Source organism: Pseudomonas sp. GV047 (genome assembly GCF_003058245.1).
In the GTDB taxonomy this organism is placed as follows: Bacteria; Pseudomonadota; Gammaproteobacteria; order Pseudomonadales; family Pseudomonadaceae; genus Aquipseudomonas; species Aquipseudomonas marginalis.
Genome location: NZ_QCWA01000011.1, coordinates 112,989 through 136,900 on the forward strand (window position 1 = coordinate 112,989; position 23,912 = coordinate 136,900).

A 23,912-nucleotide genomic window follows, 5' to 3' on the forward strand; every position below is an offset into this window, starting at 1 on the left:
GCGCGCAAGACTCACCGCGGAATATCCGCTGGACGCAGTCTTGCGCAGCTTTACGGGCCTTGAGCCCCGCAAGTTGCGCAAGCAGCAGTCACAGGTGGCGCGGCACTCATAATGAGCGCAGCGCCGAATGCGCAGTACCTAACGAAGACGGTAAAAAGCATGAATCTTCACGAGTATCAGGGTAAGCAGCTGTTCGCTGAATACGGCCTGCCAGTTTCCAAGGGCTACGCAGTAGACACCCCGGAAGCAGCAGCAGAAGCTTGCGACAAAATCGGCGGCACCGAGTGGGTTGTCAAAGCCCAGGTCCACGCTGGTGGTCGCGGTAAAGCGGGCGGCGTTAAGCTGGTTCGCAGCAAAGAAGACGCCAAGGCCTTCGCACAGCAGTGGCTGGGCAAGCGTCTGGTGACTTACCAGACTGATGCCAATGGCCAGCCAGTCACCAAGATCCTGGTTGAATCGTGCACTGATATCGCTAAAGAGCTGTACCTGGGCGCTGTCGTTGACCGTTCGAGCCGTCGCATCGTGTTCATGGCTTCCACCGAAGGTGGCGTGGACATCGAGAAGATCGCTCACGAAACCCCAGAAAAAATCCTGAAAGCCACTATCGATCCACTGGTTGGCGCCCAGCCATTCCAGGGTCGCGAGCTGGCTTTCCAGCTGGGCCTGGAAGGCAAGCAAGTTGCCCAGTTCGCCAAGATCTTCGTAGGTCTGGCCAAGCTGTTCCAGGATCACGATCTGGCCCTGCTGGAAGTGAACCCGCTGGTGATCAAGGCTGATGGCGATCTGCACTGCCTCGACGCCAAGATCAACATCGACGCCAACGCCATGTACCGTCAGCCTAAGCTGAAGACTTTCCACGATCCGTCCCAGGACGATCCGCGCGAAGCGCACGCTGCCAAGTTCGAACTGAACTACGTAGCCCTGGAAGGTAACATCGGTTGCATGGTCAACGGTGCCGGCCTGGCCATGGGTACCATGGACATCGTCAACCTGCATGGCGGCAAACCAGCCAACTTCCTCGACGTGGGCGGTGGTGCTACCAAAGAACGCGTAACCGAAGCCTTCAAGATCATCCTGTCCGACTCCAACGTCGCTGCAGTACTGGTCAACATCTTCGGCGGCATCGTTCGTTGCGACATGATTGCCGAAGGCATCATCGGTGCAGTGAAAGAAGTCGGCGTTAAAATCCCGGTTGTTGTTCGCCTTGAAGGCAACAATGCTGAACTGGGCGCTAAAGTACTGGCAGAAAGCGGTTTGAACATCATCGCGGCTACCAGCCTGACCGACGCTGCTCAACAAGTTGTCAAAGCTGCGGAGGGCAAATAATGAGCGTCCTGATCAATAAAGACACCAAAGTTATCTGCCAGGGTATTACCGGTTCGCAAGGTAGTTTCCACACCCAGCAAGCCATCGAATACGGCACCAAGATGGTTGGCGGCGTAACCCCGGGCAAAGGCGGCACCGAGCACCTGGGCCTGCCAGTGTTCAACACCGTGAAAGACGCTGTAGCTGCCACTGGCGCCACCGCCAGCGTGATCTACGTTCCAGCTCCTTTCTGCAAGGACTCGATCCTGGAAGCGGCATTCGGCGGCATCAAGCTGATCGTGTGCATCACCGAAGGCATTCCTACCCTGGACATGCTGGACGCTAAAGTTAAGTGCGACGAGCTGGGCGTAGTCCTGATCGGCCCTAACTGCCCAGGCGTGATCACTCCAGGCGAATGCAAGATCGGCATCATGCCAGGTCACATTCACTTGCCAGGTAAAGTCGGTATCGTTTCCCGTTCCGGCACCCTGACCTACGAAGCTGTGAAGCAGACCACTGACGCCGGTTTCGGTCAGTCGACTTGCGTCGGCATCGGCGGTGACCCGATCCCGGGCTCCAACTTCATCGATATCCTGAAGCTGTTCCAGGAAGACCCGAAGACCGAAGCGATCGTGATGATCGGTGAGATCGGCGGTTCGGCTGAAGAAGAAGCGGCTGCCTACATCAAGGCACACGTGACCAAGCCGGTTGTTTCCTACATCGCTGGTGTGACTGCCCCTGCGGGCAAGCGCATGGGCCATGCGGGCGCAATCATCTCTGGCGGCAAAGGCACTGCAGACGAGAAATTCGCTGCACTGCAAGACGCAGGCGTTAAAACCGTGCGTTCGCTGGCAGACATCGGCAAGGCTTTGGCCGAGCTGACCGGTTGGGCTGTCAAGTAAGCCTCGCGCTTAGCTGACGCTTTACCAGCAAAGGCCACCTTCGGGTGGCCTTTGTGCATTCTGCAGATTGTTGACGATTCAAATGTGGGAGGAGGCTTTCCCCGATTGCAGTGCATCAGCCAGCTAATGTGGGACTGACGCACCGCTATCGGGGGCAAGCCCCCTCCCACAATTTTGTTTGTATTGCCAAATTAAGTATGAAAACGCGACATCGAGATGTCGCTTATCGGACAGTCCGCCCCGCAACAGTGCGTTTGTCAGGCTAATTCTGTACCCTAGCCGCCTCTTTATGCGTCCGCCTCCCAAAAGGAAGCTGCGCGCTAGACCGGCCGGTGCCCATAAGGGCCGGCAGCATTTCCCTCATCCATAGGGAATCCCTCTCTAAATTCCGATTCAGTAGTGTGGTATTTCCTCAAATGAAAGTGTTGAAAAGCCAGGACATCCTGGCGTTGGGCTTCATGACCTTCGCCCTGTTCGTGGGCGCCGGCAACATCATCTTCCCGCCTATCGTTGGTTTGCAGTCCGGGCCTCATGTCTGGATGGCGGCGCTGGGCTTCCTGATCACCGCCGTTGGCCTGCCGGTGGTCACTGTGATCGCCCTGGCCAAGGTCGGAGGCGGCATGGACGCGCTGAGCAGCCCGATCGGCAAGATCGCCGGTGGCCTGCTCGCGGCGGCGGCGTATCTGGCGGTAGGGCCGCTGTTCGCCACCCCGCGTACCGCGACCGTGTCGTTTGAAGTGGGCCTGGCGCCGCTGACCGGCGAAAGCCCGCTGGCGTTGTTCCTCTACAGCTCGGTGTATTTCCTGGTGGTGTTCTTTGTCTCCCTGTACCCAGGCCGACTGCTGGACACCGTGGGTCGCTTCCTGGCGCCGCTGAAGATCATCGCCCTGGCCATCCTCGGCATTGCCGCGTTTGCCCTGCCGGCTGGTGAGGTGGGTGTCGCCACCCCGGAATACGTCGCCGCACCGTTTTCCCAGGGCTTTATCAATGGCTACTTGACCATGGATACCCTGGGTGCGCTGGTGTTTGGCATTGTGATCGTCAATGCGATCCGTTCCCGTGGTGTCGAATCGCCCAAGCTGATCACCCGCTACGCGATCATTGCCGGGTTGATTGCCGGCGTCGGTTTGGCGCTGGTGTATGTCAGCCTGTTCCGCCTCGGGTCGGGCAGCCATGAAGTCGCTGCCGGCGCGGCCAATGGCGCCGCAGTGCTGCACGCTTATGTTCAGCACACCTTCGGTTCCCTGGGCAGTGGGTTCCTGGCTGTATTGATCTCCCTGGCATGCCTGGTCACAGCCGTCGGCCTGACCTGCGCGTGTGCCGAGTACTTCAGCAAAATCCTGCCGCTATCCTACAAGGCGCTGGTCGTCATTCTGGCGCTGTTCTCGCTGTTCGTGTCGAACCTGGGCCTGACCAAGCTGATTGCGTTCTCGATCCCGGTACTCACTGCGATCTACCCGCCGTGCATCGTGCTGGTGGCGTTGAGTTTCTGCAAAGACTTCTGGCAGGAGCAGGGCCGTATCGTCGGTCCGGTGATGCTGGTGTCGTTCATCTTTGGCTGCATCGACGCGCTCAAGGGCGCGGGTCTGGCGGGTTGGATGCCTTCGCAGTTGGCGAACCTGCCGCTGAGTGAGCAAGGCCTGGCGTGGCTGGTGCCCTCGGTGATGACGCTGGTCGTGGCTGTGGTGGTCGACCGAGTGCTCGGCAAGCGTAGTGAAGCTATCGCTTAACTCGCGGGCTTCGGCTTGCACTGAAATGCCCCGTATCGATTGATACGGGGCATTTTTTTTGAGCGCAAGGCAGTGTCTTTTTCTCTGCGCTAACGTCGAACAGACGCAAAAAGTTTCTCAATCTTCTTTCTGCAAGGACCCGCATGTCGTTCGTCGAAGCCAATCAGATCCACCTGCTTGCTGCCCTCTGGTTCATCCTGTGCTGGGGCGGCTACACCCGTTATGCCACCTGGAAAGCCCGAGACACCGCGTGCCTGGCCAGCGTGCTGCATTTGTATCGCGAAGACTGGATGCGTCGTATGCTGCTGCGTGACAACCGCATCGCCGACGCCAGTGTGATCGGCAACCTGGAGCGTAATGCCTCATTCTTCGCCTCCAGCACCTTGATCATCCTCGCCGGCATTCTCACGGTGCTGGGGGCCTCCGAGCGGGCGGTGTCATTGCTGGCGGACATACCCATGGTGCAGCAGGCCTCCCAGGGCATGTCGGAGATCAAGCTGCTCTGCCTGGCGCTGGTCTTTGTCTATGCCTTCTTCACCTTCAGTTGGTGCATGCGCCAGTACAACTTTGCCGCGGTGCTGGTCGGGTCGGCACCGATGATCGGTGAGCGGCATGTGTCGGAGCAGGAGCGCAAGGCGTTTGCCCTGCGTGCGGCGCGAGTGATTTCCATGGCCGCCAACCAGTTCAACTTTGGCCTGCGTTCTTATTACTTCGGCATGACCATGCTGGCGTGGTTCGTCAGCCCCTGGTTGTTCATGTTGATGAGTGCCGGGGTGGTGTTCGTGTTGTATCGCCGGGAGTTTCATTCCGACGTACTGCAAGTGATGGTGTATACGCAGACGGATACACCGATGCCTGAGCCCGCCAAAGAGGAGATTTAATGCGTGACGCGCTGAGTTAAAAACAACAGGCAAAGTAAAGCCCGCTATATAAGCGGGCTTTCTTTTTGCAGCGAAGCTATTTCATGCCGCGGTATCAGGAACCGGTGGCAGGAGTAGCTGGTGCTGCTTCTTTTGCGGCGGCTTCGTTCGATTCAGCCTGAGCTTTGGCAGCATCGGCGTTTTCTTTCGCAGCGTCGTTCACTTTATCCTGAGCTTTCGCCATGTCTTTTTGAGCTTGCTCAGAATGCGCTGCTGCATCTTGGGCTTTGTCTTCGGATTTCTTGTCGCAAGCAGCGAGACCGAGGGCAGCGGCCAACATCATGGAAATAGCTAAAGTCTTACGCATGGGGTGTTTCTCCTTAGTGAAGATATCTACTGGCCTTTCGAGCATGGCCGTTCAGCATTAGTTCCTTTTATTCCACAGATATATAAACAACGACCTCAAAGGAACTTTCGCCCGCACCGTCTATTTCGCCCATCAACACTAATAAGAGTCTGCAACGAATGACCGAAAATCCCTTGTTAGAGCGCGCGACGCGCTTTGTCTCGGCCTTGCGCCATTGTCAGGTGCTGGGTATCAGCGTTCATCATGCCAGCGAGGAGGGCATCACGTTGGTCATGCCTTACGCGCCGCAGTTGGTGGGTGATCCCCAGACCGGCGTGATCCACGGTGGCGCGTTGACATCCTTGATGGATACCGCCTGCGGCATGGCCACCCTGTGTGTCCTGCCGGAGTTCGAGGTGTGCCCGACCCTGGACCTGCGTGTCGACTATATGCATCCCGCCGAGCCGCATAAGCCGGTATATGGTTTCGCCCAGTGCTACCGGGTGACCACCGACGTGATCTTCACCCGTGGTTTTGCCTATCAGGACGACCCGCAACAACCCATCGCCCATGTGGTGGGCACCTTCATGCGCATGGGCAAGCGTCTCAAGGGCACCCAAGGGTTGGGGCGCGCCATCAAGGGAGAGCAGGCATGACCCATCGATTCAAGACCCGCCTGGAACAGGCCCATCAGCGCGGCAGCTACGAGGCGCTGCTGGACCTGATCCCCTACGCCAAACTGATCGGTATCGAATGCACCCGGCTGGGGGATGAATTGCTGTTTCGCCTGCCGGCCCACGAGGACAATATTGGTAACCCCATATTGCCGGCGCTTCACGGCGGGGTGATTGCCGGCTTCATGGAGCTGGCAGCGGCGTTGCACCTGCTGGTGTTTACCGGAGCGCCGGGCCTCCCGAAAATCATCGATTTCTCCCTCGATTACCTGCGCGCCGGCCAGTTTCGCGACACTTACGCCAAATGCCAGGTGTGGCGCCAGGGCCGACGTGTGGCGAATGTGGCGATCACCGCCTGGCAAACCACCGCCGCCGAGCCCATCGCCACCGCCCGTGCGCATTTCAAGATCGAGGACGTGGTCCGCCCTTGAAATCCTGCTCTTAGCCCCCAACTTTGATGACAACCCGCCGCCAACCCTTCAGGGCGCGGCCACTGCCATCCAATTGGAGTTTGATGACCATGAGTGTGGAAACTCAAAAGGAAACCCTGGGCTTCCAGACCGAGGTGAAGCAACTGCTGCACCTCATGATCCATTCGCTGTATTCCAACAAGGAAATCTTCCTTCGCGAATTGATCTCGAACGCCTCTGACGCTGTCGACAAATTACGTTTCGAAGCCCTGTCCAAGCCTGAACTGCTGGAAGGCGGCGCGGAACTGAAAATCCGTGTGAGCTTCGACAAAGACGCCAATACCGTCACCCTCGAAGACAACGGTATCGGCATGAGCCGTGAAGATGCGATTACCCACCTGGGGACCATCGCCAAATCCGGTACCGCCGACTTCATGAAAAACCTGTCCGGCGACCAGAAGAAAGATTCGCACCTGATCGGCCAGTTCGGTGTGGGCTTCTACTCGGCCTTCATCGTGGCCGACAAGGTTGAAGTGTTCAGCCGTCGTGCCGGCCTTGACGCCAGCGAAGGCGTGCACTGGGCTTCCAAGGGCGAGGGCGAATTTGAAATCGCCACCGTCGACAAGGCTGACCGTGGTACCCGCATCGTCCTGCACCTCAAATCCGGTGAAGACGAATTTGCCGATGGCTGGCGCCTGCGCAATATCATCAAGAAGTACTCCGACCATATCGCCTTGCCGATCGAGCTGCCGAAAGAACAAACGGCTGCCGAAGGTGAAGAGAAGCCTGCCCAGGAATGGGAAACCGTCAATCGCGCCAGTGCCCTGTGGACCCGTCCGCGTACCGAGATCAAGGACGAGGAATACCAGGAGTTCTACAAGCACATCGGTCACGACTACGAAAACCCGCTGAGCTGGAGCCATAACAAGGTCGAAGGCAAGCTGGAATACAGCTCGCTGCTCTACGTGCCGGCCCGTGCGCCGTTCGACCTGTACCAGCGTGAAGCGCCGAAGGGCCTGAAGCTGTACGTGCAGCGCGTGTTCGTGATGGACCAGGCGGAGTCGTTCCTGCCGCTGTACCTGCGCTTTATCAAGGGCGTGGTCGACTCCAATGACCTGTCGCTGAACGTGTCGCGGGAAATCCTGCAAAAAGACCCGATCATCGATTCCATGAAGTCGGCGCTGACCAAGCGCGTGCTCGACATGCTGGAAAAACTGGCGAAGAACGAGCCAGAGCAATACAAGGGCTTCTGGAAAAACTTCGGCCAGGTCATGAAAGAAGGCCCGGCGGAAGATTTTGCCAACAAGGAAAAAATCGCCGGTCTGTTGCGCTTTGCTTCCACCCAGGGTGAAGAGGGCGAGCAGGTGGTGTCCCTGGCCGAGTACCTGGCACGTGCCAAGGAAGGCCAGGACAAGATTTACTACCTGACCGGCGAAACCTACGCACAGGTCAAGAACAGCCCGCACCTGGAAGTCTTCCGCAAGAAAGGCATCGAAGTGCTGCTGCTGACCGACCGTATCGATGAGTGGCTGATGAGCTACCTCAACGAGTTCGACGGCAAATCCTTTGTCGACGTGGCCCGTGGCGACCTGGACCTGGGTAACCTGGACTCCGAGGAAGAGAAGAAAGAAGCCGAGGAAGTCGCCAAGGCCAAAGAAGGCCTGGTTGAGCGGATCAAGGCGTCCCTGGGCGATGCCGTCAGCGAAGTGCGGGTTTCCCATCGTCTGACTGATTCCCCGGCGATCCTGGCCATCGGCGAGCAGGACCTGGGCATGCAGATGCGCCAGATTCTCGAAGCCAGCGGCCAGAAGGTCCCGGACTCCAAGCCGATCTTCGAATTCAACCCGGCTCACCCGTTGATCGAGAAACTCGACGGCGAGCAGAGCGAAGAGCGCTTTGGCGACCTGTCCCACATCCTCTTCGACCAGGCGGCCCTGGCCGCTGGCGACAGCCTCAAGGACCCGGCCGCCTACGTGCGCCGACTGAACAAGCTGTTGGTTGAACTGTCGGTTTGATACCGTTGTAGAAAAACCCGCTTCGGCGGGTTTTTTCGTTCTAGTGCACCCTAACTGGAGAAAATGATGAGCCAAGTCACCGTGCGTTCCGTGGTCTATCAGATTGATGGCCAGTCTTATGAAAGCCGCCTGGCGTTCGATGCCAGCCAAAAGAACCCGCTGCCCGGCCTGCTGATGGCGCCGAACTGGATGGGGGTTAGTGCGGGTGCCGAGGAGATCGCCAAGAGCGTTGCCGCCAAGGGCTACGTGGTGCTGATCGCCGACCTCTACGGGCAAACCGTGCGCCCGTCGAATGGCGATGAAGCCGGTGCCGCAATGATGCCGTTGAAGAATGATCGCCCGTTGCTGAACAAACGCATGCAGGCTGCCCTTGAGCAGCTGCAGGGCCAGACCGAAGCGGCAGTGGACACCTCTAAGCTGGCCACCTTTGGTTTCTGCTTCGGCGGTTGCTGCTCCCTGGAGCTGGCACGGACCGGTGCGCCATTGAAGGCTGCCGTATCGTTCCACGGCACCCTCGACACGCCGAACCCGGCAGATGCGAAAAACATCAAGGGTTCAGTGCTGGTGCTGCACGGTGCTTCCGACCCGTTGGTGCCGAAAGAGCAACTGCCGGCGTTCGAAGATGAAATGAACGCGGCCGGCGTGGACTGGCAATTGCTGAGCTACGGCGGTGCGGTGCATTCCTTCACCGACCCGCACGCCAATGTGCCGGGCAAGATGATGTATGACGCCAAGACCGCTGCACGGGCGTTCCGGTCGATGCATAACTTGCTGGATGAAGTGTTCAAGGGCTGAATCTTCAGCGCCTGTTCCAGCGTCATCGGGGGCTTGCCCCCGATAGCTATCTCACCGGCAACTCAATTCTTTCGGTTTCACCCGGCACCGTCGGCCAATCCCCAGCGGCCCAGCGCTGCCTGGCCTGCTCGATCTTCAGCGGATCGCTCGCGACAAAATTCCAATTGATCCGCCGTGGCCCATCCAGCGGTGCTCCGCCCAACACCACCAACTGGCAATCGCTTTCGGCGAACAGGGTCATTACCTGCCCGGCCGGCAATACCACCAGGCTGTGCACCTCAAGCTGCTCACCCTCCAACTGGGCTTCACCCTCCAGCACATACACCGCGCGTTCCTCGTGCTCGTCAGGAATCAGCAGGGTCGTGGCCGTTTGCATGTGTACATCTGCATACAACGTAGGCGACAGCACCGGCACCGGTGACTTGAGGCAGAAGCCACTGCCGGCGATCAGGCGAATCCGCACGCCCAGGTTGTCACTCACCGGCAGGCTCGCCGCAGGGTGATGGCTGTAGTGTCCAGGCCCCTCTTCGTGGTCCTTGGGCGATGCCAGCCATACTTGCAGGCCATGCATGCTGAAACCACGGGCCTTGAGTGCCTCGGGTGTGCGCTCGACATGGGCGATTGCACTGCCTGCGGTCATCCAGCTGACATCGCCGGCCTCTACCACCTGATCCGACCCCAGGCTGTCCTTGTGCTGCAGTGCGCCTTCGAACAGATAGGTGAGGGTGGACAGGCCGATATGGGGGTGCTGGCGGATGTTCATCCCGCTGCCCGGTGCATAGCGGGTCGGCAGCATATGGTCGAAAAACACAAAGGGCCCGACGCTGCGACATTCCCGCGAGGGCAGCGGGCGCAGGATCGGCTGGCCTTCGACATCTTCGGGGCGTGGGCGGATCACGGTGAGGGTGGTCATGGTGCGTCCCAGTCTGAGCGGGTTGTAGGGTAATGAGCATAACCCGCTCGACGGGAGGTTGCCGCTATTGGCTGAACGCGCCTTCAGAGAGGCGGGTTTCGATGGTGACCTCGGCGGTGGTCATCAGCTTGTGTACCGGGCAGCGATCGGCCACGCGGTGCAGCTCGTCGCGCTGTTCGTCGGTGAGTACGCCCTTGAGCGTCAGCTTGACGTTGAGCCTGTATTTGCCCTTTTGTTCTTCGGTGGCGTCGTGGGTGACTTCCACGGTCACGCCGGTCAGGGGGATGTCTTTTTTCTGGGCGTAGAGCTTGACGGTCAGCGCCTTGCACGATGCCAGCGCGGCGTCGAAGTAATCGTGGGGGGAGGGCGCCGAGTCGTCACCACCCAGGCTCTTGGGCAGGTCGGTAAACAGCTCGTGGTTATTGATATTGACGCTGTGGCGGAAGTTGTCGGCGTTCAGCGTATTGACGGTAACAGGCATGGCAAACCTCACGGGGTGGCAGAAGGAAGGTCATGCAGTTATAGAGCATGCTGGCACGGGGGTGTTCCACATTTTTTGCCGGCTGAACCCCGGTATGGCACGCAAGGTCTACCGGTATTCGCCCTTATCGAGGTTATACCGTGCCCTGGACCCGCTTGAGTCTCGCCCTGTTGCTCGCCGCCAACAGCCTTGCGACACAGGCTCGCGACTATGCCTACAGCGATGCCCACCTGCATTACGTGGATTTCTTCCAGGAAACGGCGGGGATGGACACATTGCTCAAGGCGATGGCAGATAATCGCATCGAGCATGTCATGATTTCCGGCATTCCCGTCGCAAAGAAATGGCACGAAGACGAACCCAAGCGCCCGCGCTACTACGCCGGTGATGACGCAGATGCCTATTGGTACAGCGCCACCGACGTGATTGTCGCCGCAGCGGTAAATAAACTGACGCCTGAACAGCGCCAGCACTTTCATCCGTTTCTGTCCGGCTTCAACCCCAATGACAAGAACTCGGATGCCCATATCCAGCGCATGCTCGACCTCAACCCGGGGCTGTGGCAAGGCATCGGTGAAGTGTTTACCCGCCACGACGACCTTACCGCCCTCACATCGGGGGATACCCCGCGCGCCAACAACGAGGCCATGACGCGCATCTATCACCTGGCGGCGGAAAACGACTTGCCGGTGATGCTGCACTCCAACATCACCTCCAAGCGCGAGCGTAACCCGCTGTATTTGGCCGAAATCGAAGAGCCGCTGCGCAACCACCCGCACACTCGCTTTATCTGGGCTCACGCCGGCACCAGCAAGGAAATTCACCGCCACCAGGTGCAAATGGACTTTTTGCTGCCCACCTTGAGCCGTATGCTCGAGGCTTACCCCAACCTGTATATCGACCTGTCCTGGAGCATGCTCACGCCGTACTTGCTGGATGATGGGGGCAAGCCTCGGCCGGAGTGGGTAACGCTGGTGGAACGCTTCCCGGAGCGCTTTATGCTGGGTTCGGATGTCGTCGGGCGTTTCAGCAAGCTGGGTGAGGAAATGCACCGCTTTGATGTCTTCCTTGATGCATTGCCTGAAGACGTTGCCCACAAAGTGGCGAGGGACAACTTCCTGGCCATCCTGCCTAAACCTCGCGGCGATGAGGGGGCGCGTTGATATTGCGTTTTCGTCTCACGCAAATGCGGTTGCGGTCTCAAATCCAGTCGCCCATAAAAAAGCCCCGAACCAGTCGGGGCTTTTTCAGGTGATCAACCTGCGGGGCTTACTTACCCTGCCAGCGTTTCAGCACCAGGGTGGCGTTAGTGCCACCGAAGCCGAAGCTGTTGCTCATCACGGTGTCGACTTTGACGTTTTCAACCGTCTTGGTCAGGATCGGCATATCGGCGACGACCGGGTCGATCTCGTCGATGTTGGCCGAGCCGGCCATGAAGTTGCCTTCCATCATCAGCAGGCAGTAGATCGCTTCGTGAACGCCGGCGGCGCCCAGGGAGTGACCCGACAGGCTCTTGGTGGAGCTGATGGCCGGTGCCTTGTCGCCGAACACCGCGCGTACACCTTCCATTTCCTTGGCGTCGCCGACCGGAGTCGAGGTGCCGTGGGTGTTCAGGTAGTCGATCGGGGTGTCCACGGTGGACATGGCCATCTGCATGCAACGGATGGCGCCTTCACCGCTTGGCGCAACCATGTCGTAGCCATCGGAAGTAGCGCCGTAGCCAACGATTTCCGCGTAGATCTTGGCGCCACGGGCCAGGGCGTGCTCCAGCTCCTCGACCACCACCATGCCGCCACCGCCGGCGATGACGAAACCGTCACGCTTGGCATCGTAGGCGCGGGAGGCTTTTTCCGGGGTTTCGTTGTACTGGGTGGACAGGGCACCCATGGCGTCGAACAGGAACGACTGGCTCCAATGTTCTTCTTCGCCGCCGCCGGCGAACACGATGTCCTGCTTGCCCAGTTGGATCTGCTCGACGGCGGTGCCGATGCAGTGTGCACTGGTGGCGCATGCGGAGGAGATCGAGTAGTTCACGCCCTTGATCTGGAATGGCGTGGCCAGGCAGGCCGAAACGGTGCTGCCCATGGTCCGTGTGACACGGTACGGGCCAACTCGCTTCACGCCTTTTTCGCGCAGGATGTCCAGCGCTTCCATCTGGTTGAGGGTCGATGCGCCGCCGGAGCCGGCGATCAGGCCGGTGCGTACGTTCGATACTTGGTCTTCGCTCAGGCCGGAGTCGGCGATTGCGTCTTTCATGGCCAGGTAGGCGTAGGCGGCAGCGTGGCCCACGAAGCGATAGATCTTGCGATCGATCAGTTCTTCGAGGGGCAGGTCGATGGAGCCGGAAACCTGGCTACGCAGACCCATTTCGGCATATTCCGGGTTGAAGCGGATGCCAGGGCGACTTGCACGCAGGTTAGCGGTGACGGTCTCTTTGTCATTGCCCAGGCAAGAAACAATGCCCAGACCAGTGATAACGACGCGGCGCATGCGGATAACCCTTAAAAGTTGTCAGTGGAAGTAAATACGCCGACCCGAAGGCCTTCGGCAGTATAGATCTCGCGACCGTCGACAGTCACCGAACCGTCGGCGATGGCCAGGTTCAGCTTGCCCTTGAGGACGCGCTTGATTTGAATGTTGTAGGTGACTTTCTTGGCGGTCGGCAGGACCTGGCCAAAGAACTTCACTTCGCCCGAACCCAGGGCGCGGCCACGGCCTGGCAGGCCTTGCCAGCCCAGGTAGAAGCCGACCAGTTGCCACATGGCGTCGAGGCCCAGGCAGCCCGGCATGACAGGGTCACCTTCGAAGTGACAGGCGAAGAACCACAGGTCCGGGGTGATATCCAGCTCGGCGACCAATTCACCTTTGCCGTACTTGCCACCCTCTTCGCTGATATGGGTGATGCGATCCACCATCAGCATGTTCGGGGCGGGCAGTTGCGCGTTACCTGGGCCGAACAGCTCACCGCGACTGCAGCGCAGCAGGTCTTCCCGAGTAAAGGCGTTTTGTTTGGTCATGCGAGCTCCTCAATAATCCCATGCGGCAGGGTAGGGCAAATCTTCCCGAACCGAATGAAGCGTTCATGCCTCATGTCGGCAGCCTACACATAGACTATTGCGTTGTAGTGAAAGTCACAGCGGCAAGGTACTGAATGTACACTTGTTCACTGAAATTTTAAACCGAGCCTGTTTATGGGCCCGTTCGGGTGCCTAAGACTGCCGCACTTTCGTCTTTCACGCCAGTCGGAGTTGGCTGATGGCGCGCCGCTATTGCACCCAGCGCTGCAGGATTTGCTGCAGATCCGTGCGTTTGAACGGCTTGGCCAGGTAATCGTTCATTCCGGCCGCAAGGCAGGCTTCCCGGTCGCCCTGCAAGGCGTTGGCCGTCAGGGCGATGATCGGCAGGTCGGCGCAGCCGGGCAGTTGGCGAATCTGCCGGGTGGCTTCATAACCGTCGATCAGGGGCAGGCGACAATCCATCAGGATCGCGGTGAAGATCAGGCTCTCGGCACTGCGGATCGCCTCGGCGCCATCGGTGGCCAGGCTGACTTCAAAGCCCAGGCTGCGCAGCATGGCTTCGACCACGGTGCGGTTGACCGGATTGTCCTCCACCAGCAACACATGGCGACCCTCGCCGGCGCTGTGCTTGCCCTCGGCATCCAGGGCGATCGACGGCTGGCTGTGGGGGTCGATGGCCAGCGGGATCTCCAGGGTAAACACCGAGCCACGGCCTTCTTCGCTCTGCGCGCGCAGCGTGCCTCCCATGCGTTCGGCCAGGGTACGGGCGATGGGCAGCCCGAGACCGGTACCGCCGTAACGTCTTGAAATGGAACTGTCGGCCTGCTGGAACGCATCGAACATCAATTCCAGGCGCTCGGCGGAAATCCCGATGCCGCTGTCACGCACGGTGCAGGTGAACCACACCAACTCATGGTCGAGCACCTGCCAGTGGGGCTCGACGCTGACGGTGCCGTGTTCGGTGAACTTCAAGGCATTGCCGATCAGGTTCACCAGGATCTGGCGGATCCGCGTCGGATCGCCCTGTACCCGCAGTGCGTCCATGCCGGGCGGGATCGACAGCTTGAGCGCCAGCCCGCGCTGCTGGGCGCTGTGCTGGAAGGCCTGGGCGCAACTGTTGATCAGGTCGGCCAGGTTGAAGGGGATATGTTCCAGCTCCAGGGCCGCGCGTTCGATGCGCGAGAAGTCGAGAATGTCGTTGATCACCTTGAGCAAATGCTCGGTGGATTCGGAGGCCAGCGCCGCGTATTCGGTCTGTTCCTCGGTCATTTCGGTGGTTTCCAGCAGTTGCAGCATGCCCAGTACGCCGTTCATCGGCGTGCGCAGTTCGTGGCTCATCATGGCCAGGAAGTCTGACTTGGCGTTGTTGGCCCGTTCGGCCTCTTCGCGGGTCTGGATCAACTGGGCCATGGCCTGCTGTTGTTCGCGGCTGGCCTGGTTGAGGCCTTCGGCGAGGTTGTTGATATGCCGCGACAGGTCGCCCAGCTCCGAGTCATCCACAATCGGCAGCGGCGTCTTGTAGTCGCCCTGCTGGATGGCCTTGACCGCATTGCCCATGGCGCTGATCGGTTGCGACAGGCTCGCCGCCAGGCGCCGGGCGAGCAGGAACGTAAACAGCAGGGCGAACAGCGCGAGGATACCGGCCTTGAACAGGATCTCCTGCTGGCGCTGGCTGAAGGCGTCATTGGACATGCCGACGATCACCCGGCCCAGGTAGTCCGCGCGGGGGGCCTTGGGTTCGTTGAGGTTGTCCTGGAAAAAGTCATTGCCCAACTGGATATGCTGCAGGCGGATCGGTGCCTGGAACACTTTGACCGACAGCGCGCGGTCGTGTTTCTCCGCGGGTTGCTCGACGTACACCAGGATATTTTCGCTGCTGTCCTGAATCTCCAGGAAACGCACATGGGGCGTCGCCAGCGTGGCGCGAAGCAGGCTGTCGAGCACATCGTTGTTGCCCGAGATCACCCCATATTCGGTGGCCGGTGCCAGTTGGTTGGCGATCAATTGGCCGGTGTGGTCCAGTTCCTGGCGCAGGTCCTGGATACGCACGAAGGTGAAGAAGCTGATCAACAGCAACGTCAGCAACAGCGCCGGGCCCAGGGTGATGAGCTGGGTGCGGGTATTGATGTCCCAACGACGACGCAAGGTCATGGGCGTTTTTCTCCTTCGGCCATTCGGGCGGCGACGCTGGCTTCGTCCACCTGTTCGATGCCCAGTGAGCGTGCGACCTGCGCGTTGCCCACGACTTTGAAGCGTTCGGGGTACAGCGCGCGTGGCCAAGCGGCCGGCGGCTGGTCGAGCAAACGATCGAGTACCGCCAGCCAATCGTCCTGGTCGCTGTAGGTGCTGGCGAGGCTGCCGGCGCGCACAAACCCTGCATTGGGCCCGAACAGCGGCAATTGCTGGGCGTAGCTGCTCAGCAGCAGGTTTTTAGCGGTCTTCGGGTTGTACAGCTGCGGGTCATCGAGGCCGAGCAGCACGTCGCTGTTCCTGAACAGGGTTTGCAGCGGACGACTGTCGTTAGTGTTGTCCCAGCGCTGCGGCACGATCTCCAGCTCCAGGGCCGCCGCATGCTGGCGCAATTCGGGCAGCAGGAATTCGCTGTCGGTGCCGTAGAGCACGCCGATGCGCCGTGCCTGGGGCAGGACGCTGCTGATCAGGCGCAGCTGCCGCTCCAGCGGCGGGTCGCTCCACAACAGGCTGACCCGCGCGTGCCGTGAGGCGTCCGGGCGCTGATGGGCTTGGAGCCGACTGATGCGCAGTACCAGCGTCGGCGGCCCTTGAGTATCCCGCAGGCGCCAGTCGAGGCCGGGCAGGTCGAGCAGGATCAGGCGCGTGCCGGCGGGCAGGTGGCTGGGTGCTGGCAAGTCGCCGAGGGACGTGAAGGTGACGCGGTCTTCGGGGCGTTGCCGGGCCAGCGCCTGGGTAAAGGCCTGCACCCCGGCGCCGTCTTCGGCGGCAGTCAGCAGGATCTCGGCGCTCCACGCCGGTGCGCACAGCAACAGGCCGGCCAGCAGCCCGGCAAGTTGCCGCAGCCTATAGATAAAGAAGAAGGTCATCCGTGACGAGTCGCCCATGTCAGAACTCTAACTCCGCGCTGAAGTAGAGTACGTGACGATGGTCGTAAGTGTTGTCGGCCCAGGTGGTGGGCTGGTTATCGAGGCGTTGTTGCAACATGCCGGCCAGCTCCACGTTGGCTTTGCCCAGGGCAATGCGCTTGGCCACCCGCAGGTCGACCCGTTCGAAACGATATTGGTTGAGTGCGTCGTCGCCATAGTAGAACAGCGCGCTGGACCAACCTTGGCCCCATTCGCGCAACCAGCCGGCCGAGCCACTGTTACGCGCGGTCTGCGCTTTGTCCAGTGGGTTGCTGGTGGTGGCGTCGACATACGCGTAAGTCAGCCGCAGGCGGTCGGCGTTGCTCACGCGCCAGTCGAACTGGGACTCGGCGCCGGTGAAGCGTGAGCTGTTGGCGTTGCTGGCAATGTACTGGTTATTGCGCAGCGGCGAGCTGATCATGTCGGTGATTTCGTCGTAGAACACCTTCACGTCCATGTTCAGCCCGATGTCGGCAAAGAAGCCGTTGTAGCCCAGTTCCCGCGAGCGCATCAGTTCTTTGTCGAGGTTGCCCGGGCCTCGCGTCTTCACGAAGTACTGTCCGGAACTCTGCCCATAGGTCGGTGAGCTGAGGTTGGTGACGCGGTAGCTCCAGTTGACATTGTTCTCGAACATGTCCGGCGAACGGATGGCTTCCGAGTACACCGCGCGCAAGCCGTGGCGCGGGTTGATCAAATAGTTGACCGCCACCCTGGGCGTCAGCGAATGGCCGCTCAGGTGCGTGTCTTCGAACATGGCGCCGCCTTGCAGCAGCCAATGTTCACTGGCGCGCCATTCCAACTGGCCGAACAGGCGCCAGGTGGTGTCGTCCAGGGTGCCGTTGAAGTAGGTATCGGAGTCGGCGCGGTCGTAGCGGTAATTCATGCCGCTGACCAGGCGCAGGCTGTCGGACAGGCTGAGGGTGTCCTGGATTTCCACATCGTAGCGGCTTTCGCGGGTGCTCTGGTCGATGTCGCCGCAGACGCTCTGGTTGGCGCCGTTGCGCCACTGGTCCAGTACCTGGTTGGCCAAGGCTTGTTCGGCGGCGCTGCCCGGTGGCGCGGTGCCCTGGCTGTAGGTGTCCATATGCCGGGCCAGCCGTTCGGCATAGTTGGGGTTGAGCTGCCACAACTGGGTCAGCTCGGGGCTGAACGAGACCTTGGCGTCACAGGCCTTCCAGATTTGCCGGCGGTCCCACTGCTGGGCCGAGCCTTGGATATACAGGCTGTGCTCGGGGTTGAAATCAAAGTTCCAGCGCAGGGAACCGGCGTAGTCCTTGGCCGTGACGTCGGAATTGTCGCCGCCCTCGGTAATCCCGGCGAATACCGGGGTGTAGGTATAAGGGCGCTGGTTGGTGCCTTCCTTGGCATTCAGTTGCCAGTCGATACTCTGTTGCGCGTTCAAGGTCTGGCTCACTGCCAGGCTGAAGCGGTTGAGGCGACGGCCGTCGCGGCGGTCGGCGCCAGCGGCATCGCTGTCAAAGCCATCGTCCTGTTGCCCGGACAGCGACAGGCGCAGATCGCCGGTTTCCCAGCCCACGCCCTGGCTGGCATAAAAGTCATTGATACCGCGCTCACCGCGAATCACCTTCACCCGTGAGCCATGGCTGTTGGCCGGTGAGCGCGTGAGGATATTGACCACCGCCATCAAGGCATTCGCCCCGTAGCTGACGGTGTTGGGGCCGCGGAAGACCTCGATGCGCTCGATGTCTTCCATTGCTACCGGAATGTCGCTCCAGTCCACCGTGGCCAGGCCGGCGCGGTACACCGAACGCCCGTCGATCAATACCTGCATGCGGCGCGCATCGCTGGCGCTGGTGCCGTGGTAGTTCACCGCCGCCTGGTTGCCGGTGGTGTAGCCGACCATCATCCCCGGCACCAGGCGCAGCAGCTCGCTGATGTCCCTTGCGCCGCTGGCCTTGATCAACTCGCTGTCGATCACGGTCATGCTGCCCGGCACGGCGGCCGCCGATTGCTTGAGACGCGTGGCGGTCAATACCTGCGGCAGCGGCTGGCTGTCGAGGAACAGGTCGTCAGCCAGCGCAGGTGCACTGCACAACAGCATAAGCAGTAGAGATGAACGGGAAGGAGGGCCCAAATACACGACATGGCCTTGATAATGACGGATAGCCGCCCATGTTAACCGAGGCGAGGCTATTTGCCAGTCGTCGCCCTTGCAATTCCGTTACACGGACATGGCATTTCCCGACAGGCCCACGATTTGATACGGGGGCTGGCCGCAAGCGGGTCGCCCCGTATAATGCCGCCATCGCCACTGGTATGGATTAACGGATTGCATATGACTGAACAGCGCCCTATTGCGGTCCTGGGAGGCGGAAGTTTTGGTACCGCCGTGGCTAACCTGCTGGCCGAGAACGGCCATGCGGTGCGCCAGTGGATGCGCGATCCCGAGCAGGCCGAGGCCATTCGCGTACACCGCGAAAATCCTCGTTACCTTAAAGGCATCAAGATTCATCCGGCGGTCGAGCCGGTCACCGACCTGTTGGCCACCCTGGCGGACTGCGACCTGTGCTTTGTCGCGCTGCCTTCCAGCGCCTTGCGCGCGGTGCTGGCGCCCCATGCCGAGCGCCTGGCGGGCAAGCTGCTGGTCAGCCTGACCAAGGGCATCGAGGCGCAGACCTTCAAGCTGATGAGCGAAATCCTCGCCGAGATCGCCCCCCGGGCGCGCATTGGCGTGCTGTCCGGGCCGAACCTGGCGCGGGAAGTCGCCGAGCACGCGCTGACCGCCACGGTGATCGCCAGCGAGGATGAGGCGTTGTGCGAGCGCGTCCAGGCGGTGCTGCATGGCCGGACCTTCCGCGTATACGCCAGTGGCGACCGCTTTGGCGTGGAACTGGGCGGGGCGCTGAAAAACGTCTACGCGATCATCGCCGGCATGGCGGTGGCGCTGGGCATGGGCGAAAACACCAAGAGCATGCTGATTACCCGTGCCCTGGCGGAAATGACCCGCTTCGCGGTGAACCAGGGCGCCAACCCCATGACCTTCCTGGGCCTGGCCGGCGTGGGCGACTTGATCGTCACCTGCTCGTCGCCGAAAAGCCGCAACTACCAGGTGGGTTTCGCCCTGGGCCAGGGCCTGAGCCTGGAAGACGCGGTGACGCGCCTGGGCGAAGTGGCCGAAGGGGTCAACACCCTCAAGGTGCTCAAGGCCAAGGCCCAGGAAGTCGGCGTGTACATGCCGCTGGTCGCCGGGCTGCACGCGATCCTGTTTGAAGGGCGCACCTTGAACCAGGTCATCGAGTTGCTGATGCGGGCCGAGCCCAAAACCGACGTCGACTTTATTTCCACCAGTGGTTTCAACTGAGGAACGCGCCATGAACGATCCGAAAGCAGCCCCCAAGTACGAGTCCATTATCCTGCGCATCCTGTGGATGCTGGTGTTTGCCCTGGTGTGGCAGGTGGCGCAGTTCCTGCTCGGCGCATTGGTGGTGGTGCAGTTGATCTACCGCCTGGTCTACAGCGCGCCGAACCTGGGCCTGATGAACTTCGGCGACAGCCTCAGCCAGTTTCTTGCCCAGATCGGCCGCTTTGGCAGCTTCCACACCGAACAGAAGCCCTGGCCGTTCGCCGACTGGCCAACCCCTCGCGCTCCCGAGGGCGAAGCCGCCCACAGCGTGCCGCCGGCGCCGCACCCGGTGCGGGATGAGGAGCCGAAGCTATGAAGGTGTGGGTCTTGCGTCACGGTGAGGCCGAGGCGCATGCCCGCACGGATGCCGAGCGCAACCTCACCGAACATGGCCGCGCCGAGGTGTTGCGCAGTGCGGCGCACCTGATCGGCCAGCCGCTCAGCGCGATCATTGCCAGCCCGTACGTGCGGGCGCAGCAGACTGCACAGCTGGTGCGGGACGCGTTGGGTTTTGAACCGGATATCCGCACGGTGCCTTGGCTCACGCCGGAGGGCAATCCGCTGGAGGTCCTGAGCAAGCTCGACAGTGATGACAACGTGCTGCTGGTCAGTCATCAGCCCCTGGTCGGCAGCTTGATCAGTTTTCTGCAGCATGGCCATCAGCGCCAGCCGCAGCCGATGTCCACCGCCAGCCTGGCGGAGCTTGAAGGCGACTTCCCGCTGGCGGGGTTGATGAGCCTGGTCAGCGTGAAGAATCCGTAGGCTATCGCCGGGTCACAGAGGATCGGGTCTTATGTCCGTCGTTTTTCGTTGGAGCGAGCGCAGCGAGGCAGTTGTGTGGCAGGATTAGGGTCGTAATAAAACCAATAAGGACAATTCCATGAGCTTGTGGCGCACCCAACCGAATATCGAACAACTCAATGCCGGCCAGAAAAACACCATCGGTGAACTGCTGGACATCCGTTTTGAAAGCTTCGACGACGAATCCCTCACCGCCAGCATGGTGGTCGACCACCGCACTCACCAGCCTTACGGCCTGCTGCATGGCGGTGCGTCGGTGGTACTGGCCGAGAGTGTCGGCTCCGTGGCGGCTTATTTGTGCATCGACCCGAGCAAGTTCTATTGCGTGGGCCTGGAGGTCAACGCCAATCACCTGCGCGGTGTGCGCAGCGGGCGGGTGACGGCGGTGGCCAAGGCGATCCATATCGGCCGCACCACCCAGGTCTGGGACATTCGCCTGACCACCGATGACGGCAAGTGCAACTGTGTCTCACGGCTGACCATGGCCGTGGTGCCTTTGGGCGAAACCCCTCCGGCGCGATAGGTGTGGCGTGAGTGTCATCATTCCTGGCAGTTACAGTCATTGCTGTGGGGCTTGGGCCTGGTGACAATCAATCTCGGTTTTTGCAGATGGATCCGCTATGTCGCAGCACGTGTTTTTTGCCCACGCCAATGGCTTCCCCTCGGCCACCTACGGCAAGCTGTTTGCCGCCCTGGCCCCGGAATATGCGGTGGCTCACTTGCCGCAGCACGGTCACGACCCCAGGTTTCCAGTGGACGATAACTGGCAGAACCTGGTGGACGAGTTGATCCATCATCTGGAGCAGCAACCGCAGCCCGTCTGGGGCGTGGGCCATTCCCTGGGTGGCGTGCTGCATTTGCACGCGGCCCTGCGCTGCCCGCAGCTGTATCGCGGGGTAGTGATGCTCGATTCGCCGGTATTGACCCGCGCCGACCGCTGGGTGATCCGCGCCGCCAAGCGCTTCGGTTTTATCGACCGCCTCACGCCGGCCGGGCGCACCCTGGGCCGTCGTGAAGAGTTCAGCGACCTGGACGCCGCACGCAGCTACTTTGCCGGCAAGACCCTGTTCCGAGGCTTTGACCCGGAATGCTTCGACGCCTACCTGCAACACGGCCTGTACCAGGCGGGTGATCGCCTGCGCCTGCGTTTCGACCCGGCCACCGAAATCAGCATCTACCGGGGCGTGCCCCACACCAGCCCTGGCCAGGTGCGCCAATTGAAAGTGCCGCTGGCGGTGGTGCGCGGTCGCCAGAGCCGCGTGGTGATGCGTCACCACGCCAGCGGTGTCGACCGTCTGCCCATGGGCGAAATGCTCACCATGCCCGGCGGCCATATGTTTCCCCTCGAACGCCCCCAGGACACCGCGACCTTGATCAAGACCCTGTTCGCGCGCTGGGAAGCCCGGGAGCGCAGCTGCGCATGAGCACACCCGTCGAAGAGGTTCGCCTGAGCCTGCCGCACATTGAGTTGGCGGCCCATCTGTTTGGCCCCGAGGACGGTTTGCCGGTGATCGCCCTGCATGGCTGGCTGGACAATGCCAACAGCTTTGCACGCCTGGCGCCGAAGCTTGCGGGTTTACGTATCGTGGCGCTGGACATGGCCGGCCATGGGCATTCGGCGCATCGTCCTACAGGTGCCGGTTATGCCTTGTGGGATTACGTCCACGACGTGCTGCACGTTGCCGAGCAACTGGGCTGGAAACGTTTTGCATTACTCGGCCACTCCCTCGGCGCCATCGTGTCCCTGGTGCTGGCCGGTGCCTTGCCGGAACGGGTGACGCACCTGGGTTTGATTGACGGCGTGATCCCGCCCACGGCCAGCGGTGAGAACGCGGCCGAGCGCCTGGGCATGGCCTTGCAGGCGCAATTGAACCTGCAGGATAAGCGCAAGCCGGTCTACACCACCCTGGATCGGGCGGTTGAGGCGCGCATGAAAGGTCTGGTCGCCGTGAGCCGTGAAGCCGCAGAGCTGCTGGCCCAGCGCGGTTTGATGCCGGTGCCGGGCGGTTATACCTGGCGCTCGGACAGTCGCCTGACCCTGGCTTCGCCGATGCGCCTGACCGATGAGCAGGCGATGGCTTTCGTGCGCCGCGTGGGTTGCCCTGCGCAGTTGGTGGTCGCCGCCGATGGCATGTTGGCGAAACATCCCGAATTGCTTTCCCAGCTACCCTTTACGGTAACCACGTTGCCGGGTGGCCATCATTTACACCTGAATGATGAGCCCGGTGCGGTCCTTGTTGCAGACTGTTTCAATCGGTTCTTCTCCGCGCCTTGACTTGGGGCGGTCAACTGCCGAGGCTGGGCGGATTGAAAGGGAGTCAACCATGAACCAACTCAACACTGCTGCGACCTCCGATGGCCAGGGCTCACCGATCCGATGAGCCTGCGTAAAGGATGTATACGTGCCCTCGGACTGTGCTGTTTCAGCCCCTTGGTGTTCGCCGCCGATGTGCCGGGAAGCCAGGACCTGCCTGCCGTGGCCCGTCAGGTCGACGCACAGATCGTCGATTACCGTCCCGCTGAAGAAAAGGAACGCATCTACCCCATGGGGGCGATCCGCAAGATCAGTGGCCAGTTGCGTTACGAGGGCCAGGCCACCGCCCGTGGGCGAGCCACAGCGATTACCTACGAACTGCCTGCCGAACACACCTCCAGTGCTGCATTCACGTCGACGCGCGAAGCGTTGCAGGCCAACGGCGCGCAGTTGTTGTTCTGGTGCCAGGCCCGCGATTGCGGTGAAAGCAGCCTGTGGGCCAACGAAGTGTTCGGTAATGCCAAGCTGGTAGGGGCCGACGGCCAGCAGGAATACCTGCTGCTGCGTCTGGCTGCCCCGCAGGAAAACTCCCTGGTGGCCATGTACGGCATCACCCGAGGCAACCGCCGTGCCTACCTGCATGTGGAGCAGTTGGATGCCGGCGCACCGCTGGGCGACCTGCTGCCGACCTCGGCCACCTTGTTGCGCGAGCTCAAAAGCACCGGTGAGCTGGATTTCCCCGCGCTTGGCGGCGACCCCGACGACACCTGGCTGACCCTGATTTCCCGGGGCTTGAACCTCGATACGACCTTGCGCGTCAGCCTGACCGGCCCGAAAGCCGAAGCCTGGCGCCAGGCTTTGGTCGATAAAGGCGTGCGCGCCGCGCGCCTGGAAACCGGCAGCACTGAAACCCAAGGCCTGCACCTGCATCTGATACGCTGACCGCA

24 protein-coding genes are annotated in these 23,912 nt (G+C 61.0%); 16 read left to right on the forward strand and 8 right to left on the reverse strand.

What is annotated here, in order from left to right; translation table 11 throughout:
- The first annotated feature begins 159 nt into the window (after positions 1-159).
- From sucC to C8K58_RS24725, 4 genes are all read left to right on the forward strand, one after another.
- Positions 160-1,326 carry an ADP-forming succinate--CoA ligase subunit beta gene (sucC, locus tag C8K58_RS24710; RefSeq protein ID WP_003233235.1) on the forward strand — a complete coding sequence of 389 codons (1,167 nt, stop codon included), beginning with the start codon at positions 160-162 and terminating at the stop codon, positions 1,324-1,326.
- Positions 1,326-2,207: a succinate--CoA ligase subunit alpha gene (gene sucD / locus C8K58_RS24715; protein ID WP_003172813.1), complete on the forward strand. Its 882-nt coding sequence runs from the start codon at positions 1,326-1,328 to the stop codon at positions 2,205-2,207. The genes sucC and sucD overlap by 1 nt, the downstream gene beginning before the upstream one ends.
- 416 nt (positions 2,208-2,623) lie before the next feature.
- Entirely contained in the window at positions 2,624-3,937 is a 1,314-nt protein-coding gene (brnQ, locus tag C8K58_RS24720) for a branched-chain amino acid transport system II carrier protein (protein WP_027607061.1), read from the forward strand.
- A gap of 143 nt (positions 3,938-4,080) precedes the next feature.
- Positions 4,081-4,818 carry a DUF599 domain-containing protein gene (locus C8K58_RS24725; protein ID WP_027607062.1) on the forward strand — a complete coding sequence of 246 codons (738 nt, stop codon included), beginning with the start codon at positions 4,081-4,083 and terminating at the stop codon, positions 4,816-4,818.
- A gap of 94 nt (positions 4,819-4,912) precedes the next feature.
- Here C8K58_RS24725 and C8K58_RS24730 read toward each other — a convergent pair whose 3' ends face one another.
- Positions 4,913-5,164 carry a hypothetical protein gene (locus tag C8K58_RS24730; RefSeq protein WP_010211724.1) on the reverse strand — a complete coding sequence of 84 codons (252 nt, stop codon included), beginning with the start codon at positions 5,162-5,164 and terminating at the stop codon, positions 4,913-4,915.
- Positions 5,165-5,322: 158 nt separating this feature from the next.
- Here C8K58_RS24730 and C8K58_RS24735 point away from each other — a divergent pair, with 158 nt between their 5' ends.
- The 4 genes from C8K58_RS24735 (at position 5,323) to C8K58_RS24750 (ending at position 9,037) form a co-directional block, all read left to right on the forward strand.
- Complete coding sequence (locus tag C8K58_RS24735; protein WP_027607063.1) at positions 5,323-5,799, forward strand: PaaI family thioesterase; 477 nt, start codon at positions 5,323-5,325, stop codon at positions 5,797-5,799.
- A complete protein-coding gene (locus C8K58_RS24740) occupies positions 5,796-6,248 on the forward strand; it encodes a PaaI family thioesterase (RefSeq protein WP_027607064.1) in 453 nt (150 codons plus the stop codon). The genes C8K58_RS24735 and C8K58_RS24740 overlap by 4 nt, the downstream gene beginning before the upstream one ends.
- 89 nt (positions 6,249-6,337) lie before the next feature.
- A complete protein-coding gene (htpG, locus tag C8K58_RS24745) occupies positions 6,338-8,242 on the forward strand; it encodes a molecular chaperone HtpG (RefSeq protein WP_027607065.1) in 1,905 nt (634 codons plus the stop codon).
- A 66-nt stretch (positions 8,243-8,308) separates the two neighbouring features.
- Positions 8,309-9,037, forward strand: a complete 729-nt coding sequence (locus C8K58_RS24750) for a dienelactone hydrolase family protein (RefSeq protein WP_027607066.1) — start codon at positions 8,309-8,311, stop codon at positions 9,035-9,037.
- A 46-nt stretch (positions 9,038-9,083) separates the two neighbouring features.
- Here C8K58_RS24750 and C8K58_RS24755 read toward each other — a convergent pair whose 3' ends face one another.
- Positions 9,084-9,950, reverse strand: coding sequence for a pirin family protein (locus tag C8K58_RS24755; protein ID WP_027607067.1), 867 nt, complete (start codon positions 9,948-9,950; stop codon positions 9,084-9,086).
- Positions 9,951-10,014: 64 nt separating this feature from the next.
- Positions 10,015-10,431 (reverse strand): OsmC family protein, encoded by a 417-nt coding sequence (locus C8K58_RS24760; protein WP_027607068.1) that lies wholly within the window; start codon positions 10,429-10,431, stop codon positions 10,015-10,017.
- A 140-nt stretch (positions 10,432-10,571) separates the two neighbouring features.
- Here C8K58_RS24760 and C8K58_RS24765 point away from each other — a divergent pair, with 140 nt between their 5' ends.
- Positions 10,572-11,594, forward strand: a complete 1,023-nt coding sequence (locus C8K58_RS24765) for an amidohydrolase family protein (RefSeq protein WP_027607069.1) — start codon at positions 10,572-10,574, stop codon at positions 11,592-11,594.
- Between the two features lie 106 nt (positions 11,595-11,700).
- Here the strand turns inward: C8K58_RS24765 and fabB are convergent, their stop codons facing one another.
- The 5 genes from fabB to C8K58_RS24790 form a co-directional block, all read right to left on the reverse strand.
- Positions 11,701-12,921 carry a beta-ketoacyl-ACP synthase I gene (fabB, locus tag C8K58_RS24770; RefSeq protein WP_027607070.1) on the reverse strand — a complete coding sequence of 407 codons (1,221 nt, stop codon included), beginning with the start codon at positions 12,919-12,921 and terminating at the stop codon, positions 11,701-11,703.
- Positions 12,922-12,932: 11 nt separating this feature from the next.
- Positions 12,933-13,448, reverse strand: coding sequence for a 3-hydroxyacyl-[acyl-carrier-protein] dehydratase FabA (gene fabA / locus C8K58_RS24775; RefSeq protein WP_003210552.1), 516 nt, complete (start codon positions 13,446-13,448; stop codon positions 12,933-12,935).
- A 249-nt stretch (positions 13,449-13,697) separates the two neighbouring features.
- Entirely contained in the window at positions 13,698-15,599 is a 1,902-nt protein-coding gene (locus C8K58_RS24780) for an ATP-binding protein (RefSeq protein ID WP_108574509.1), read from the reverse strand.
- The gene (locus C8K58_RS24785; protein WP_027607072.1) at positions 15,596-16,525 is read right to left on the reverse strand and encodes an ABC transporter substrate-binding protein; all 930 of its coding nucleotides are present in this window, start codon (positions 16,523-16,525) and stop codon (positions 15,596-15,598) included. Before C8K58_RS24785 ends, C8K58_RS24780 begins: the two co-directional genes overlap by 4 nt.
- A gap of 1 nt (position 16,526) precedes the next feature.
- Positions 16,527-18,647 (reverse strand): TonB-dependent receptor domain-containing protein, encoded by a 2,121-nt coding sequence (locus C8K58_RS24790; protein ID WP_319805411.1) that lies wholly within the window; start codon positions 18,645-18,647, stop codon positions 16,527-16,529.
- 195 nt (positions 18,648-18,842) lie between these two features.
- Here C8K58_RS24790 and C8K58_RS24795 point away from each other — a divergent pair, with 195 nt between their 5' ends.
- From C8K58_RS24795 to C8K58_RS24825, 7 genes are all read left to right on the forward strand, one after another.
- Positions 18,843-19,868, forward strand: coding sequence for an NAD(P)H-dependent glycerol-3-phosphate dehydrogenase (locus C8K58_RS24795; protein WP_027607074.1), 1,026 nt, complete (start codon positions 18,843-18,845; stop codon positions 19,866-19,868).
- 10 nt (positions 19,869-19,878) lie between these two features.
- Complete coding sequence (locus C8K58_RS24800; protein WP_027607075.1) at positions 19,879-20,226, forward strand: DUF4389 domain-containing protein; 348 nt, start codon at positions 19,879-19,881, stop codon at positions 20,224-20,226.
- Positions 20,223-20,672: a phosphohistidine phosphatase SixA gene (sixA, locus tag C8K58_RS24805; RefSeq protein ID WP_108574510.1), complete on the forward strand. Its 450-nt coding sequence runs from the start codon at positions 20,223-20,225 to the stop codon at positions 20,670-20,672. Before C8K58_RS24800 ends, sixA begins: the two co-directional genes overlap by 4 nt.
- 118 nt (positions 20,673-20,790) lie before the next feature.
- On the forward strand, positions 20,791-21,234 hold the full coding sequence (locus C8K58_RS24810) for a hotdog fold thioesterase (RefSeq protein WP_027607077.1): 444 nt from the start codon (positions 20,791-20,793) through the stop codon (positions 21,232-21,234).
- A 97-nt stretch (positions 21,235-21,331) separates the two neighbouring features.
- Positions 21,332-22,135 (forward strand): alpha/beta fold hydrolase, encoded by an 804-nt coding sequence (locus C8K58_RS24815; RefSeq protein WP_027607078.1) that lies wholly within the window; start codon positions 21,332-21,334, stop codon positions 22,133-22,135.
- Positions 22,132-22,986, forward strand: a complete 855-nt coding sequence (locus tag C8K58_RS24820) for an alpha/beta hydrolase (protein WP_027607079.1) — start codon at positions 22,132-22,134, stop codon at positions 22,984-22,986. Before C8K58_RS24815 ends, C8K58_RS24820 begins: the two co-directional genes overlap by 4 nt.
- Before the next feature lie 102 nt (positions 22,987-23,088).
- A complete protein-coding gene (locus C8K58_RS24825; protein WP_027607080.1) occupies positions 23,089-23,907 on the forward strand; it encodes a DUF4892 domain-containing protein in 819 nt (272 codons plus the stop codon).
- Positions 23,908-23,912: the final 5 nt, after the last annotated feature.

Excerpts from the sequence above, each read along its gene's own strand:
- C8K58_RS24735 (WP_027607063.1), top strand. The coding sequence starts at position 5,323 with ATGACCGAAAATCCCTTGTTAGAGCGCGCGACGCGCTTTGTCTCGGCC.
- C8K58_RS24820 (WP_027607079.1), top strand. The coding sequence starts at position 22,132 with ATGAGCACACCCGTCGAAGAGGTTCGCCTGAGCCTGCCGCACATTGAG.
- C8K58_RS24730 (WP_010211724.1), bottom strand. The coding sequence starts at position 5,164 with ATGCGTAAGACTTTAGCTATTTCCATGATGTTGGCCGCTGCCCTCGGT.
- sucC (WP_003233235.1), top strand. The coding sequence starts at position 160 with ATGAATCTTCACGAGTATCAGGGTAAGCAGCTGTTCGCTGAATACGGC.
- fabA (WP_003210552.1), bottom strand. The coding sequence starts at position 13,448 with ATGACCAAACAAAACGCCTTTACTCGGGAAGACCTGCTGCGCTGCAGT.
- C8K58_RS24800 (WP_027607075.1), top strand. The coding sequence starts at position 19,879 with ATGAACGATCCGAAAGCAGCCCCCAAGTACGAGTCCATTATCCTGCGC.
- C8K58_RS24780 (WP_108574509.1), bottom strand. The coding sequence starts at position 15,599 with ATGACCTTGCGTCGTCGTTGGGACATCAATACCCGCACCCAGCTCATC.
- sucD (WP_003172813.1), top strand. The coding sequence starts at position 1,326 with ATGAGCGTCCTGATCAATAAAGACACCAAAGTTATCTGCCAGGGTATT.
- C8K58_RS24785 (WP_027607072.1), bottom strand. The coding sequence starts at position 16,525 with ATGGGCGACTCGTCACGGATGACCTTCTTCTTTATCTATAGGCTGCGG.
- htpG (WP_027607065.1), top strand. The coding sequence starts at position 6,338 with ATGAGTGTGGAAACTCAAAAGGAAACCCTGGGCTTCCAGACCGAGGTG.
- C8K58_RS24725 (WP_027607062.1), top strand. The coding sequence starts at position 4,081 with ATGTCGTTCGTCGAAGCCAATCAGATCCACCTGCTTGCTGCCCTCTGG.
- sixA (WP_108574510.1), top strand. The coding sequence starts at position 20,223 with ATGAAGGTGTGGGTCTTGCGTCACGGTGAGGCCGAGGCGCATGCCCGC.
- C8K58_RS24810 (WP_027607077.1), top strand. The coding sequence starts at position 20,791 with ATGAGCTTGTGGCGCACCCAACCGAATATCGAACAACTCAATGCCGGC.
- C8K58_RS24755 (WP_027607067.1), bottom strand. The coding sequence starts at position 9,950 with ATGACCACCCTCACCGTGATCCGCCCACGCCCCGAAGATGTCGAAGGC.
- C8K58_RS24740 (WP_027607064.1), top strand. The coding sequence starts at position 5,796 with ATGACCCATCGATTCAAGACCCGCCTGGAACAGGCCCATCAGCGCGGC.
- fabB (WP_027607070.1), bottom strand. The coding sequence starts at position 12,921 with ATGCGCCGCGTCGTTATCACTGGTCTGGGCATTGTTTCTTGCCTGGGC.
- C8K58_RS24750 (WP_027607066.1), top strand. The coding sequence starts at position 8,309 with ATGAGCCAAGTCACCGTGCGTTCCGTGGTCTATCAGATTGATGGCCAG.
- C8K58_RS24815 (WP_027607078.1), top strand. The coding sequence starts at position 21,332 with ATGTCGCAGCACGTGTTTTTTGCCCACGCCAATGGCTTCCCCTCGGCC.
- C8K58_RS24760 (WP_027607068.1), bottom strand. The coding sequence starts at position 10,431 with ATGCCTGTTACCGTCAATACGCTGAACGCCGACAACTTCCGCCACAGC.
- brnQ (WP_027607061.1), top strand. The coding sequence starts at position 2,624 with ATGAAAGTGTTGAAAAGCCAGGACATCCTGGCGTTGGGCTTCATGACC.
- C8K58_RS24825 (WP_027607080.1), top strand. The coding sequence starts at position 23,089 with ATGAGCCTGCGTAAAGGATGTATACGTGCCCTCGGACTGTGCTGTTTC.
- C8K58_RS24795 (WP_027607074.1), top strand. The coding sequence starts at position 18,843 with ATGACTGAACAGCGCCCTATTGCGGTCCTGGGAGGCGGAAGTTTTGGT.